The organism is Blautia sp. An81 (genome assembly GCF_002161285.1).
Lineage (GTDB): Bacteria > Bacillota > Clostridia > Lachnospirales > Lachnospiraceae > Blautia > Blautia ornithocaccae.
In genome coordinates, this window is the sequence record NZ_NFHH01000010.1 from 1 (window position 1) to 14,194 (window position 14,194).

General features: G+C 44.2%; 12 protein-coding genes and 1 tRNA gene. 1 reads left to right on the plus strand and 12 read right to left on the minus strand.

Annotation, left to right across the window (positions count from 1 at the left end):
- Nucleotides 1-222 precede the first annotated feature (222 nt).
- A tRNA-Gly gene (locus B5G33_RS10090) sits at nucleotides 223-293 on the plus strand.
- An 84-nt stretch (nucleotides 294-377) separates the two neighbouring features.
- Here B5G33_RS10090 and B5G33_RS10095 read toward each other — a convergent pair.
- The 12 genes from B5G33_RS10095 to B5G33_RS10150 all read right to left on the minus strand — a co-directional run bounded on the left by B5G33_RS10095 (nucleotide 378) and on the right by B5G33_RS10150 (nucleotide 13,988).
- Nucleotides 378-1,202 carry a PRD domain-containing protein gene (locus B5G33_RS10095; RefSeq protein ID WP_087268112.1) on the minus strand — a complete coding sequence of 275 codons (825 nt, stop codon included), beginning with the start codon at nucleotides 1,200-1,202 and terminating at the stop codon, nucleotides 378-380.
- Nucleotides 1,203-1,264: 62 nt separating this feature from the next.
- Entirely contained in the window at nucleotides 1,265-3,451 is a 2,187-nt protein-coding gene (locus B5G33_RS10100; protein ID WP_087268113.1) for a PTS transporter subunit IIABC, read from the minus strand.
- A 244-nt stretch (nucleotides 3,452-3,695) separates the two neighbouring features.
- Nucleotides 3,696-4,976, minus strand: coding sequence for an RIP metalloprotease RseP (gene rseP / locus B5G33_RS10105; RefSeq protein WP_087417557.1), 1,281 nt, complete (start codon nucleotides 4,974-4,976; stop codon nucleotides 3,696-3,698).
- Nucleotide 4,977: 1 nt separating this feature from the next.
- The gene (locus tag B5G33_RS10110) at nucleotides 4,978-6,120 is read right to left on the minus strand and encodes a 1-deoxy-D-xylulose-5-phosphate reductoisomerase (RefSeq protein ID WP_087417558.1); all 1,143 of its coding nucleotides are present in this window, start codon (nucleotides 6,118-6,120) and stop codon (nucleotides 4,978-4,980) included.
- 13 nt (nucleotides 6,121-6,133) lie between these two features.
- Complete coding sequence (locus tag B5G33_RS10115) at nucleotides 6,134-6,946, minus strand: phosphatidate cytidylyltransferase (RefSeq protein ID WP_087417559.1); 813 nt, start codon at nucleotides 6,944-6,946, stop codon at nucleotides 6,134-6,136.
- A gap of 1 nt (nucleotide 6,947) precedes the next feature.
- On the minus strand, nucleotides 6,948-7,655 hold the full coding sequence (locus B5G33_RS10120; RefSeq protein ID WP_087417560.1) for an isoprenyl transferase: 708 nt from the start codon (nucleotides 7,653-7,655) through the stop codon (nucleotides 6,948-6,950).
- 68 nt (nucleotides 7,656-7,723) lie between these two features.
- On the minus strand, nucleotides 7,724-8,281 hold the full coding sequence (frr, locus tag B5G33_RS10125) for a ribosome recycling factor (RefSeq protein ID WP_087417561.1): 558 nt from the start codon (nucleotides 8,279-8,281) through the stop codon (nucleotides 7,724-7,726).
- Nucleotides 8,282-8,329: 48 nt separating this feature from the next.
- On the minus strand, nucleotides 8,330-9,025 hold the full coding sequence (gene pyrH / locus B5G33_RS10130) for a UMP kinase (protein ID WP_087268133.1): 696 nt from the start codon (nucleotides 9,023-9,025) through the stop codon (nucleotides 8,330-8,332).
- A 226-nt stretch (nucleotides 9,026-9,251) separates the two neighbouring features.
- The gene (locus B5G33_RS10135; RefSeq protein WP_087417562.1) at nucleotides 9,252-10,619 is read right to left on the minus strand and encodes a sodium-dependent transporter; all 1,368 of its coding nucleotides are present in this window, start codon (nucleotides 10,617-10,619) and stop codon (nucleotides 9,252-9,254) included.
- Nucleotides 10,620-10,672: 53 nt separating this feature from the next.
- On the minus strand, nucleotides 10,673-11,695 hold the full coding sequence (locus B5G33_RS10140; protein ID WP_087417563.1) for a nucleoid-associated protein: 1,023 nt from the start codon (nucleotides 11,693-11,695) through the stop codon (nucleotides 10,673-10,675).
- A 19-nt stretch (nucleotides 11,696-11,714) separates the two neighbouring features.
- Complete coding sequence (locus B5G33_RS10145) at nucleotides 11,715-13,286, minus strand: putative ABC exporter domain-containing protein (protein ID WP_087417564.1); 1,572 nt, start codon at nucleotides 13,284-13,286, stop codon at nucleotides 11,715-11,717.
- Nucleotides 13,287-13,988 (minus strand): ABC transporter ATP-binding protein, encoded by a 702-nt coding sequence (locus B5G33_RS10150; RefSeq protein WP_087417565.1) that lies wholly within the window; start codon nucleotides 13,986-13,988, stop codon nucleotides 13,287-13,289.
- Nucleotides 13,989-14,194 lie beyond the last annotated feature (206 nt).

The window sequence follows — 14,194 nt, forward strand, 5'->3', positions numbered from 1 at the left end:
CCCGAAAGGGCATTAAAAATTTGTTGTAAATAAAGGAAAAATCGAGGGACGGAAGAAGAAACGAAAAAAGAGAAAAAAAGAAACGCCGGAAATTTCCTAGTACTACGACGGAAAACGGGTTTTTGGGATATGATGGAAGGGTTTTATTCGTATTAAAATGAATATTCACCGTTATCAAAATAATTCTTGAAATTTCTAAAAAAAGTGCTATACTAAAAATATGCAGATATAGTTCATTGGTAGAACGTCAGCTTCCCAAGCTGAAGAGGCGGGTTCGATTCCCGTTATCTGCTTGTTTTTATTCTCTGACAACTTTCAAAACACAAAAAGATACAGCACTAAGGCCATATCTTTTTGCTTATCTTCCATCTTAATCTTTATTCTCCCAGAATCCTCTGTATATGTATCGCCAGAAATCCAATCTCCTCTTTCTGGATTTCTTTCTTCATCTCTTTTCCCATATAGGCACATACCAGCTCCGCAGCCTTTCCCGTGCGGGGATATTTCTCGTAGATATAATCGTTCATATCAATCTTCAAAGGCTCATTTTTTCTGGCTCTGGCAGCCATATAATACAGATGGCTCATCATACGCGCATAGGCCAGAGAATCTTTTGGAACATCCATGTGAAAATGCTCCTCAATAATCGAAATACATTTATCTATGATCCTGGTAGTCTCCAGAGTTTCCGAAACCATTTCGTCTGACAGCCCTGCATGGATGTGAAGGGCAATCAGTCCCACTTCATCCTCAGAGATTGTCACCCCTGCTTTTGACTGAATAATCTCCCGTCCCTTCAGTGCTACCTGGAATTCTTTGGAGAAAAGCATTTGGATATCTTTGGTAAAAGGATTGGGAAACTGCATGTTTTCCCTGGCACGTTTAGCTGCCAGGGCAATATGGTCTGCCATAGCCAGAAGAATATCCCGGTTCACCTGAGAAAACTCTTCTTCCGCCAGGTCAATAATCTGTCCGGAAATCTCCAGAAATACCGGCTCAATAGCGTTCACCGCTTTCAAGGCAGACTGTTTTTTCTTTCTGGTCACCAGAGAATAGACTTTTGCTCCCTTAACAGATTCTATCTGCTGGCCGGGCATTTTTCCGAAGCCAATGCCGCTGCCCATAAGTATATATTCTCTTTTTGTCTCATTGCTCAGTACGAGAATGCTGTTATTATTCAGTACTTTTATGATCCGAAACATTCCATGCAGCTCCCTTTCTTTTCCATACTCTATATCCAGAACCAGGCTACGGCAGCTTAAGCTTAAAAACCTGTGATCTCTGCGATTTCATCCAAAGCTCTTATTTCTCCCTCTGCCTTCATCACAATCTCCTGTCCCTCTTCCAGGCTGGTGAAGACTCCTATGCAGGCTTCGGATTTTGCATGCTCTTTTATATATTCTATATCAAACTCCATGAGTTTGTCACCTTTTTTCACTTTGTCATTTTCCTGAACAAAGACTTCAAAACCTTTTCCTTCTAATTTTACTGTATCCACACCGATATGGAGCAGATATTCCAGACCATCTTCGGTTCGCAGGCCTAGTGCATGTTTAGACGGAAAGACAAAGCTTATCTCACAATCTTCCGGAGCATAGACCACGCCTTCACTTGGAAATACCACATAGCCGTCTCCCATCATTTTTTCTGCGAAAGCTTCATCGGGAGTCTCTGTAATAGATGCAGCTCTCCCATTAAAAGGTGAACAGAGCTTCCTTACAGCTCCTGATTTCTTAGGGAACTCTTTCTCTTGACCTTCTTCCTTTTCCACAGGTTGTGATACTGGCTCTGTGGAAGCTGCCTCTTCATAAAATGCTTCTTCCTCAGGGGCTCCTGCCAAATATTCTTCCAGATTGGACTTGATCACAGACACAGAGGGTCCATAGATGATCTGGATTCCCTGGCCTTTTTTAATAATGCCGGATGGTCCTGTCTGCTTCAAAATGGACTCATTTACTTTCTCCGGATCAACAACTGTACACCTCAGTCTTGTAGCGCAGCAATCCACATCGGAAATATTTTTCTTGCCGCCTAACCCTCTGGTGATCAGCATACTCTTTTCATCTTCCAGGCTCAGAGCCTGTCCGGAACTCTGGCTGCCTCCCTCCTGTCTGGCCTTATAGTCTGCTTTTGTGTATAATTTTGTCTCCTCTGTATCCTCTCTTCCCGGAGTCTTCAGATCCAGTTTTTTGATCAGGAAAGAGAAAATCACAAAGTACAAAATAAAGTAAATAATTCCCACCGGTATGATCCGCATCCAGTCGGTCTTCTCATTTCCCTGGAGGATTCCGAAGATAAACAGATCGATAAAGCCGCCGGAAAAGGTAAGTCCCACGGCAATATTTAAAATGTGTGCGATCATATAAGCTGCACCGGCCAATATTACCTGGACTACAAAGAGGATCGGCGCCACAAAAAGGAAAGAAAACTCCAGAGGCTCAGTGATTCCTGTAAGCATACAGGTCAGAGCCGCAGAGAGAAGAAGACCTCCCGCCTGTTTTTTCTTCTCTGGTTTCGCACAGCGGTACATGGCAAGTGCCGCTCCCGGAAGACCGAAGATCATGAAAATAAACTCTCCGGAGAAGTATCTGGTAGCATCTGCACTAAAATGTACAGTACTTGGATCTGCCAGCTGAGCAAAGAAAATATTCTGTCCTCCCTGTACCAGCTGTCCTGCCACTTCCATAGTTCCTCCCACGGCTGTCTGCCAGAAAGGAAGATAAAATACGTGATGGAGTCCAAATGGAATCAAAGCTCTCTTAATAATACCGAAGATCAGCGTTCCCAGATAGCCGGTTCCTGTAACCAGTCCTCCCAGGGCGTAGATCCCATTCTGCACCACCGGCCATACAAAATACATAGCAATACCCACAAAGAGATAAACTACCGTAGAAATAATGGGCACAAATCTGGAACCACCAAAAAAGGAAAGGGCATTGGGCAGCTGGATCTTGTAAAAGCGGTTATGGAGAGCCGCCACTCCCAGGCCTACGATAATGCCTCCGAAAACACCCATCTGCAAAGTAGGAATACCGCAGACCTCTGCAATGGTTCCAGGCAGTACAGAAGATGCAATAGAACCGTCTTCCAGAATCTGCCCCTGTACCTGAAGCACAGCGGAAATGGTAGTATGCATGACAAAAAAAGAAATCATAGAGGCCAGGGCCGCTACTTCTTTTTCTTTTTTTGCCATTCCAATGGCAACACCTACTGCAAAAATCAGGGGTAGATTGTCAAAAATTACATTTCCTGCCTGGCTCATAATAGTCAGCAAGGCATTCAGAAGGGTTCCATCCCCTAAAATCCCTTCCAGTCCATAGGTTTCAATGGTGGTTGCGTTAGTCAGAGAGCTTCCGATTCCCAGCAAAAGCCCAGCCACTGGCAAAATGGCGATAGGAAGCATAAAACTCCTGCCCACTCTCTGCAATACGCCAAAAATCTTGTCCTTCATTTCATTCTCCTTTCATTCCGGATACTAATACTGGAAAGAATGGGTAAAAAAAGAAGGCATAAACTTTTCTGTCTGAGTATTTTGTATACTCAAAAACAGATAGTTCATGCCTTTTCAGTTACACACTATCCTATAATATCCGCTCTTTTATTATAGGGACATTATAAAGGGTCATTCTTTGATTCGTCAATTCACATTTCCTACAGATTTCACAATAAATTTCTGTGAAAATTTTACAAAATTTTTAGATTCTGCGAATATCGTTGAACATAACGAAAACCATCAAAAGCATCAAGAGGACAAAGCCTGCGAAATGCACCATTCCTTCCACATTGGGATTGATCCGTTTCTTCCGTATGGCTTCGATGATGAGAAAAACAAGTCTTCCTCCGTCCAGTGCCGGAATAGGCAGAAGGTTCATCACACCTAAATTGGCTGAGAGGAGGATTGCCCAGTAGAGCATCTGCATCCACACCATTACAGTTCCCTCTGACTTAGCCTCCTCATAAGAGTCTCCGATCACATCAATGATTCCCACAGGGCCTGACAGATCGTTGACAGTGAACTGGCCTTTTATCAGCATTGCAAGGCTTTCAACGGTGCTGGTGATCCAGTACCGCACTTCTACAGCACTGTATTTGATCACTCCCAGGAAATTGGTTTTTTCCCGGTATAAATTATAGACAAACCCGGTGTCCACCTGTTTCGTCATCCTGGGCGTCACGGATATCTGGCGGATTTCTCCGTTTCGCTCAATGCCAAGGGTAATCTCCGAACCATCCAGAGGATTCTCACTGATATAATCCTGCAGATCCTGGCTGATTTTGATTTCTACTCCATTAATCTCCCGGACAATATCTCCTGCCTGAACACCGGCATCCATCATGGAGCCGTCCACCATTACCTGGGTAATCTCCGGCTCCCCTTCCGGCATATAATAAAATCCCAGCAGGTAGCTGGTCTGACTGTCTGCAGTATAGGAAATCTCATGTTCTTCCCCATCCCGCTCATAGGTAAGGGTAATATTTTCATCTTGAAGTCCGTGAAGGGTCAAATATAATTCCAGATCTCTTCCGATGGAAATGTGTTTCCCCTGAAATTTTGTGATCACATCTCCTTCCTGAAGCCCTGCCTCCTGGGCCGGAGAGCCTTCCTCTACCTGAAGGACCCTGGATGGATCATAGCCAATGACGCTGGTAATGATCATGGCAAAGATAAAGGCCAGAATAAAGTTGAAGATCGGCCCTGCAGCCACCACGGAAATCCTTGCCCAGACAGAGGCCCGGTTAAAAGACCCCTGGCTGTTGTCATCGTCATCCTCTCCTACCATCATGCAGGAGCCTCCAATAGGAAAGAGCTTCAGAGAGTATCGGGTCTCCCCCTTTACCGTAGAAAGGAGTCTTGGCCCCATACCCAGAGAAAATTCTGTAACTGTAATACCGTTTCTCTTAGCCAGTAGAAAATGTCCCAGCTCATGGAAAATCACAATTACAGAAAATACTAAAATCGCAATAAGAATCCTCAATTTACCACCTGCCTTCGATCCACCTGTAAATTTCCTGCTCAATATTCAGGATTTCTTCTATCCCCGGATCCGCAACCACTTTATGTCTCTCCATAGCTTCCTCAATAATCCTGTAAATATCCAGAAAAGCGATTTTTCGTTCAAGAAACAGTGCCACAGCTTTTTCGTTGGCTGCATTAAACACAGTGGGCATAGAACCCCCTTCTTTTGAAGCTTTTATGGCAAGAGGCAGTCCTTTAAAGGTCTCTGTGTCAGGAGCTTCAAAAGTAATGGAGCCCAATTTTGTAAAGTCCAGCCTCTCATCGTCCAGGAATCTTCTCTCTCCCCGGTACAGAGCATACTGAATCGGCAGACGCATATCCGGCGTGCCAAGCTGGGCCATAACGCTGCCATCTGTAAATTCTACCATGGAATGGATCACACTCTGAGGCTGGACCACCACCTGAATCTGATCCAGATCCACGCCAAAGAGCCACTTTGCCTCCATCACCTCCAGACCTTTATTTACCAGAGTTGCGGAATCAATGGTAATCTTATGTCCCATAGCCCAGTTAGGATGTTTCAGAGCATCTTCCACCCGGACATTTTCCAGCTCAGCCCGTTTCTTTCCCCGGAAAGGTCCTCCTGAGGCTGTGATCAGAAGCTTCTGGATACTCTCTGATTTTTCTCCATGAAGGCACTGGTAAATGGCACTGTGTTCACTGTCCACAGGATAAATTTTTACCCCTTTTTTCTCTGCCAGAGGCATGATGATATGTCCTGCAGTAACCAATGTCTCCTTGTTTGCCAGAGCAATATCCTTCCTGGCACAGATTGCTTCTATAGTCGGACGGATGCCAATCATTCCCACAATAGCTGTCACCAAAATGTCGGTCTCTTCCATAACTGCCAGTTCGATCAGTCCTTCCATACCGCCGACTACCCTGCAGTCCGTATCTTTTACCTGGACTGCCAGCTCCTTTGCAAGAGCCGGATCTCCTACTGCAGCCAGCCTGGGTTTAAAGGTCCTGATCTGCTGCTCCAGAAGTTCAATATTCTTTCCTGCGGCAAGTCCTGCCACCTGCAGATCTTCATTTTTACTTACAATATCCAGAGTCTGGGTTCCAATAGAGCCAGTAGAACCCAATACTGCGATCTTTGTCATAATTTTATCCCCTTTAAATCAGTACCTTTGCCAGAAAATAAATAAATGGCGCGGTAAAAATCACACTGTCAAACCGATCCAGGATTCCGCCGTGACCGGGGATCAGTGTTCCGTAATCTTTAATATCTTTGTTTCGTTTAATAGCAGAAGCAGCCAAATCCCCTACCATAGAGATCAGCGCCCCTATAGCACAGATTAGGGCATACATCCAAGGCGTATGTCCCTGGGCTGGATTTACACCGGCAATGATCAAAGCATACACTGCCCCTAAGAGGGCAGCGCCTGCCACGCCTCCCACAGCCCCTTCTACAGATTTTTTAGGACTTAACACAGGAGCCATCTTGTGTCTGCCTATGAGTCTTCCCACGCAATAGGCACAGGTATCGCTGCCCCAGGAGCTTAAAAAAATCAGAACTACCAGCCATACGCCTCCTTCCAGGTTTCTGGTCTTGTAGATGTAGGACAGCATTACTGCCACATATATAATTCCAAACATAGCAGCCATGATCTGCTCTGCCTGGTACTTGGGATAAGTAAACACATAGACACACATGATCAGCACCAGGGCAAAAAGCAGGATTACAAGAGAAACCTCTTCTCCCTGACGCCATAACAGAGTAAGATAATATCCTACGGCTCCCACATATCCTGCGATTTCCAGAGGGCCGAATCCCTTTTGATGAACTCCCATAACCCGGTAAAGTTCACTCATCCCGATGATGGAAACCGCCAGCAGTACAGTAAAAAGCACCACATCCCCTGCCGCTATAGAAGCGGCAGCTATGATCACCAGGATAATACCGCTAAAAAGCCTTGTCCAGAACATGTCAGTCCTCCTTTACACCGCCAAATCTGCGGTCTCTCTTATTGTATTTCTCTATGGCTTTCACAAATTCTTCTTTGTTAAAATCCGGCCATGGAACATCTGTAAAATAAAATTCCGTATAGGCAAGCTGCCACATAAGAAAGTTAGACAATCTCTCTTCTCCGCTGGTACGGATGAGAAGATCTGGATCCGGCAGGCCTCTGGTATCCAGATAATCTGAAACCGTATCCTCTGTAATAGACTCCGGATCCAGATTTCCTTTCTTTACGTCCTCTGCCATATGCCGGACGGCTCTTGTAATCTCGTCTCTGCTCCCATAATTCAGGGCAATCTGAAAATGCAGCTCATCAAACTGACTGGAATATTCCTCCAGCTCCCGGATCTTATCCTGAAGATCCTGATCAAAGGCTCTCGGATCACCGATGACCCGGACCCGCATTTTATTGTCCCTGGAAATTTTAATACATTTCTTCATATAATTCCGGAACAGTTTCATCAGGCCATCTACTTCTTCCCTGGATCGTTTCCAGTTCTCTGTAGAAAATGCATACACCGTAAGATATTTGATTCCTAATTCTTTGGCCATCGTACAAACCTTTTCCAGGTTATCGCATCCTTTGACATGGCCATAGGTCCTGGGCATTCCCTTTGCTTTTGCCCACCGCCCATTTCCGTCCAGAATGATCGCTACATGTCTGGGAACTACCATAATTTTTTCCTCCTACGCATAAAAGAGGCACAATACCTGTTCTTTGTATGTGCCCCTTCTACTGTTTTTTATACAGTCATGATTTCTTTAGATTTTTCTTCCACTGCTTTATCAATTTCTTTTACATATTTGTCTGTGGATTTCTGGATCTTATCTTCCAGTTCTTTGATCTCATCCTCAGACACATCCTGTTTGGCCAGCTTTTTGAACGAATCGTTAGCGTCCCTGCGGACATTGCGTACAGCTACCTTTGCGGCTTCTCCTTTTTTCTTTACGTCTTTTACCAGCTCTTTTCTGCGCTCCTCTGTAAGCTCCGGCAGAACCAGGCGGATCACCTTTCCGTCATTGTTCGGATTTAAGCCAAGATCAGAAGCCAGGATTGCTTTCTGGATCTCCTTTATCAGAGAAGATTCCCATGGCTGGATCTGGATCATTCTGGCCTCCGGCACCATAATATTCGCCACCTGCTGAAGAGGTGTAGGACTTCCATAATAGTCTACGGTGATTTTATCTAAAATATGCGGATTTGCTCTTCCTGCCCGGATAGTAGAATACTCTTTTACCAGACCGTCCAAGGTTTTCTGCATTTTATGTTCATATTTTTGAATTCTCTCATCAGTTGCCATAATTATTTCCTCCTGTTTCTGTCTTCTTTTACTTTTGGGAATTAATGATTATACCAGCACCTTTGTACCGGTGAAGCTGCCATGGGCAGTATTTACAATGCTGTTTTCCTCGTTAAGGCCAAACACCAGCATAGGCATTTTATTTTCCATACACATAATGGATGCCGTCATATCCATAACCGCCAGCTTCTTGTCAATGACTTCCTGAATACTGATCTCATCATATTTCTTTGCCTCAGGATTCAGCTTCGGATCGCTGTCATATACGCCGTCCACAGCTTTTGCCAGGAAAATTGTATCCGCCTCTATCTCAATAGCCCGAAGAACAGTTGCCGTATCTGTGGAGAAATAGGGATGTCCGGTTCCTCCGGCCATGAACACCACCATATTCCGCTCAAAATATTTATTTGCCCTGTCTTTTGAAAAAAGCTTTGTAAAAGAACCACATTCAAAAGGTGTAAGCACACTGGTCTTCATACCTGCGGCACGAAAGATTTCTGAAACGTAGATACAATTCATGACTGTAGCAAGCATTCCGATCTGATCTGCCTTGGTACGGTCAATATTCTCACTGGTCCGTCCTCTCCAGAAATTTCCGCCTCCGATGACGATCCCTACCTGGATACCTTCGTCCACCAGGACCTTCACCTGCTTTGCCACTTCCATCACTGTATCCTCGTCAAAGCCCGTTTTTTTCGGTCCTGCCAGAGCTTCTCCGCTTAATTTCAGCAATATTCTCTTCATTTTTCAAGCTCCTTTATCTTACTTTAGTGTCCTGCTGCATCACACACAAATGCAATTTCTGACGCTTTTCTTTAGTATACCGGGAAAAGTATATAATTTCAAGAAAATTTTCTGAAATTCAAATGTTCTGTAAAAAAAGAGGCTGCCTCATAAAACCAAAGTAAAGTTTTATAAGACAGTCTCCGCTTTTCTTATGTAAGATAATCCTTAGATTTTCCTTACCCTGTCACAGAGTCTGGAAGAGACTCCAGTATCCCTGGAAGAAGATATACAGGATAATGATAGGCAGGATAAATTTAAAATAAACCTTCAGTTTTTTTGGAAAACTGATGCCCTTTCCTGTATTGGCCTCTTTGATAAAGTTATCCCATCCCCATCCACATTTGGTAACGCAGAACAGCAGATAAACCAGTGAGCCTAAAGGCAGGATATTATTGCTTACCAGAAAATCTTCGAAATCCAGGATATTCTTGCCCAATATGGTAAAGTCGCTCCAGATAGTAAAGCCAAAGATGCAGGGCAGAGAAAGCACTGCAATGGCAATTCCATTGATGATCGTAGCTTTCTTAAGACTCCAGCCCCAGAGATCTGTGGCACAGGAAATAATATTCTGAAATACGGCAATAATCGTAGTCAGCGCCGCAAATGTCATAAACAGGAAGAACATGGAGCCCCAGATCCTGCCCCCTGTCATATGATTAAATACATTTGGAAGGGTGACAAAAACCAGGCCCGGTCCCTCTCCCGGATCAATCCCATAGGCAGAGCATGCAGGGAAAATAATCAGTCCTGCGATCAGAGCAACACAAGTATCCAGTATCAGGATATTTATGGCTTCTCCTGTAAGCTTTCTCTCCTTGCCAATATAACTTCCGAAAATAGCCAGGGCGCCGATACCGCAGCTCAATGTAAAAAAGGCCTGGCCCATAGCTGCAAATATAACCTCTGATATGGGGTAATCTGTCAACTTTCCAAAGTCAGGAAGAAGATAGAACTTCAGTCCTTCAGAAGCTCCAGGCAGAAGACTGGAATTCACAGCCAGCACCACCATCAGGAGAAAAAGGACCACCATCATAGACTTATTAATCCTCTCCACACCGCTCTGAAGGCCCATAGAGCACACAAGAAATCCCAGCGCCACGATGATCAGCATCCAGATCAGCATAGTCGGCAGGTCTGTAGTAAGATTCGTGAAAGTCTGGCTGACTCCCTCTGCATCCAGCCCTACAAAGTCTCCCTTCAGCATCTTAAAGAAATAAACCAGCATCCATCCGCCGATAGTCGTATAGAACATCATCAGCAGATAATTTCCTGCGATCCCCACGTAACGGTAGAGATGCCACTTTGTTCCCTTCTTTTCCAGAACATTAAAAGACAGGGCAATACTTTTCTGACTGGCACGTCCTACTGAGAATTCCATGACCATGATAGGAAGGCCCATTACAATCAGGAAAAACAGGTAGATCAGCACAAAAGCCGCGCCGCCATACTTACCTGTAATGTAAGGGAAACGCCAGACATTTCCCAGACCAATGGCACATCCTGCGGAAATCAGGATAAAACCAATGCGGGAAGAAAATCTTTCTCTTTCCATTTTTCTTTACCTCTTCTTGTAATTTTAGACGAATCCCATTATAACACGTCTCTTTATCTGCTTTCAATACTTCCGATATTTTTTATCAGAAGAGAAATGGTCCCATCTGCATTGGTTATAAATTCAATCCTGTCCTTATTATTATATTCTTCCATAGGAATCTTCAGTTCAATGCCAGTGTCTGTCAGAAGACGCTGAGTCATATATTTCTTGGTAGTGGCCGGATTCTGGGGTTCTACCGCAGCTTCATTCAAATGATATTTTTCCAGCTTTTCATGGACTTCTTCCTTCATATCCGGATGGTCTTTGAAAATCTTATCTACCACCTCCGGAACCTGGAAGCCTCCCTGCTCTGCAAATTCCCGATTCAGAATGCTTTTTGTCTCCATCTGTACTTCAAACTGCTCTGACTCACTAAAGTATTTTTTCTGTACATCCGCCACAGCCTTGCTTACAATAGATAACTTGGACTTAGAGGAAAGAGAGGCGGAACATTTCAGGAACATTTTGGAAAAATAATTGGTCTTTACCCCATTTACCTCATATTTTTTCTCCGCCACCCGCAGATACTGGGGAGAATCCAGGTCAATAAGAGCCGCCTCTGTAAGCTTCTGAGTCTCTCCTGGGAGAATGGCCTTTTGCTGGATGATATCGTTATTGTTTCCCCAGGGGTCTGAATTGGTCAGATGGGTATAGGAAGTTTTATAATTCATTTTCAAAAGAGCCAGATATCTGTGCTTTTCTACGCTGTACTCTGCCACCAGCAAGTCTGCTCCGGGAATATCGATATTCTGATTCATAATAGGATAAAGCTGGCCTGCGATCTTTTGGGAAGTCTCCAGGAATTTCTCCTGTTCCCACTCTTCCACCAGGGGAAAAATCTGGGAGTCTTCCAAAAAACTGCAGTTTTTCACATCGTCGCTGGTATCGATCTTGTAAATATGGGCTTTCAGGAAATCTGCCAGATCAGAGCCAAGGTCCAGAAGCGTATCAGACAGCACCGGCATTCCAAGCCCAGGGTCCATAATATGTACCACAGCCTGCTCTATGCGGATCTCTTCTTTGGAATTTAACATCTCTTTTTCCTCTTTTCTTTTATACTTCTCTTCCGTTCATCATGCCCTGGCATGCAATTATGATCACCAAAGATACCAAAATATTCATAACCAGGCTGATCACGGTAAAGACAGCCATCATCAGAGCAGGCTCCCGGTACATGCCTGTCAGTAGAATGATCAGCATTCCAAGGATCAGGGAAGGCACTGCCGCCACAAGGATGATCAGCATACGCAGGAAGGATTCCAGCATCACATTGGCCCGGCTCCTTAAAATCCTTACAGACAGCACTGTTCCCGCCACAAAGATCAGACTGTAGCCCAGAAGCATGATCAGATACTGAAAAATATCCAAAGGCGCCATTCTGGTAAAGATCCCTGCAAAAATTACAGAAACGCTCATGATAATGCCGATTTTCAGATAGGCCGGGATCATGGCATAGACCAGTTTCTTTAAGGGACTGTCCGGAATCAGGTAAATCTGATAGTTGTTCAAATCCCGGAGAAGATCAGAGTCCTGGATCAGGGTAAACAGCCAGATGATCATCATATAGCAGAACATATAAAAAACGTTATCTGGAAGAACGATCAGACTGATCACGAAATACATCACAATAACTGCTGCGTCCTGCTTTCTCAGAAAATTGCCTGTTTTTCGCATGATCAGCATGTTTTTGGAAAGAATGGCTTTCGCTCCGGGTGCAAATTCTCCTTTCACCCTTTTTACTTTTCCATCCTCAATCCTTGCCCTTCCGCCGTTTTCTTTGGCTCTTCTCAAGAAGGCACTGGCCTCCTCTGCATCTGCTACTGCCTGCTCTGTAATGTCTTTGTTAAATCTTAAAAAGAATACCACAATGATCAGACAGCAGGCAAGAAGAAGTCCGGTTCCTCCAAGGGTAAAAAGATACTGACTGTGGAGATAGCCATCTATGGCCCACTTCGCCCATCCAAAGAAAGGAACCAGATAAAATTCCCGGCTGGCTGCAAATATAAAAAATCCGTTTTTCAAATCGTAGTTTGACTGATACACAGACCAGAAAAATACCAGTGCCGTACAGACCACGGCCACAGCCAAAGGCAGATAATTCCATTTTTTATATTTTGCGTCCACCAGTCCCCACATATAAATGTAATCTGTGAGGAGAAGAAAGAAGAAAAGCATCAGGGTCAAAACTACAAAACATACCAGAAAATAGGGTATGGTAAAATATCCCGTCATGGAAAACATGGCGATCATGTAGCATCCTAAAAGGCTGTAGAGCACTCCCTGTCTGAGAGACTGGAGCATGATATAGCCGTTCACCTGTTTTCTGGTATAGGGACCAGCGAAAAGGTAGTACGCATCTGTGTCAAATACCAGAGCCTTTCTTTTGTTCAGCATAACCGTAAAAGCAAAAAGAGCAGTCATGCCGATGCCTATAAGAAGGGCTGAATTTGTGTCCAGAGTTCCCTTTGCCATTGGATTGTCTGAAGATGCAGCAAAAGCCATGATCACCAGGCCGCCGTAAAGAAGGATCAATAAAATCGTGATCAGTGCAGAAGCCGGGGTTCGGAATTGATTCCGGACTGCTCCCTTCATTTTTAAAAAAGATAGAAATAGCAATGACCTCATTTATTCTTCCTCCGCTGTAGCTTCAAAGAAAATCTGTTTCAGTGTTTCGCTGCCTTCCTCGCCTCTGTGGATCCGGCGGATGATCTCCCCGTGATTCATAATATAGGCGCAGTCCCAGATATCATTGACCACATCAATGATATGGGTGCTGATCAATATAGAGGTGCCCTGATTTTTCAGCTCTACCAGAAGCTGCAGCACTTCTTCGATACTGGCAGGGTCAAGTCCTACCATAGGCTCGTCTACCAGGAGCGCCTTAGGCTCCGTCAGCAGGGCCAGGATCATGCTCAGTTTCTGCTTCATACCTTTACTCAGCTCTTTTGCAAGTTTATTTCTCTGTTCTGTCAGCTGAAACTGCTCCAGATATTTTTCTCCCGTCTCTTTATAGTTCTCCAGGCGATATGCCTTTCCAATAAATTCAATACTCTCATCTACAGTAAGAAGGTCATAGAGTACCGGAACCTCCGGAATATAGCCAAATTGTTGTTTTGCTTCCAGGCTGTTGTTTGGGCAGCCGCAGATGAGAATTTCCCCTTTATAGCTCAGAAGATTTACAATACTCTTGATCGTTGTAGACTTTCCAGCACCATTAGGTCCCAGAAGTATAGTAATTTCACCGGGCATTGCAGTAAGGGAAGCGTCTTTCACCGCTGCCTGATGGCTTTCTTTATAGTACTTGGTAAGATTCTTTACCTCAATCATATCTGTCCTCCTTGGTATGATTTTTCCAACAATTTCTAAAATTTATCGGAAAATTATTAACGTTTAGGCCAGTATATCAAAAAGTTCTGTCATTGTAAAGGAAAACCTTTCTGGTTGATTTTTATTTCTTCTTTTATTGCTTCTCCTTCTGTCACTGTGATATACTTGCATTGTGAATAGGTTTTACAAAAATTTTATATATTAGG

Excerpts from the sequence above, each read along its gene's own strand:
- B5G33_RS10140 (WP_087417563.1), bottom strand. The coding sequence starts at position 11,695 with ATGTTAAATTCCAAAGAAGAGATCCGCATAGAGCAGGCTGTGGTACAT.
- B5G33_RS10120 (WP_087417560.1), bottom strand. The coding sequence starts at position 7,655 with ATGGTAGTTCCCAGACATGTAGCGATCATTCTGGACGGAAATGGGCGG.
- B5G33_RS10110 (WP_087417558.1), bottom strand. The coding sequence starts at position 6,120 with ATGACAAAGATCGCAGTATTGGGTTCTACTGGCTCTATTGGAACCCAG.
- B5G33_RS10100 (WP_087268113.1), bottom strand. The coding sequence starts at position 3,451 with ATGAAGGACAAGATTTTTGGCGTATTGCAGAGAGTGGGCAGGAGTTTT.
- B5G33_RS10115 (WP_087417559.1), bottom strand. The coding sequence starts at position 6,946 with ATGTTCTGGACAAGGCTTTTTAGCGGTATTATCCTGGTGATCATAGCT.
- B5G33_RS10150 (WP_087417565.1), bottom strand. The coding sequence starts at position 13,988 with ATGATTGAGGTAAAGAATCTTACCAAGTACTATAAAGAAAGCCATCAG.
- B5G33_RS10145 (WP_087417564.1), bottom strand. The coding sequence starts at position 13,286 with ATGAGGTCATTGCTATTTCTATCTTTTTTAAAAATGAAGGGAGCAGTC.
- pyrH (WP_087268133.1), bottom strand. The coding sequence starts at position 9,025 with ATGAAGAGAATATTGCTGAAATTAAGCGGAGAAGCTCTGGCAGGACCG.
- B5G33_RS10095 (WP_087268112.1), bottom strand. The coding sequence starts at position 1,202 with ATGTTTCGGATCATAAAAGTACTGAATAATAACAGCATTCTCGTACTG.
- B5G33_RS10135 (WP_087417562.1), bottom strand. The coding sequence starts at position 10,619 with ATGGAAAGAGAAAGATTTTCTTCCCGCATTGGTTTTATCCTGATTTCC.
- frr (WP_087417561.1), bottom strand. The coding sequence starts at position 8,281 with ATGGCAACTGATGAGAGAATTCAAAAATATGAACATAAAATGCAGAAA.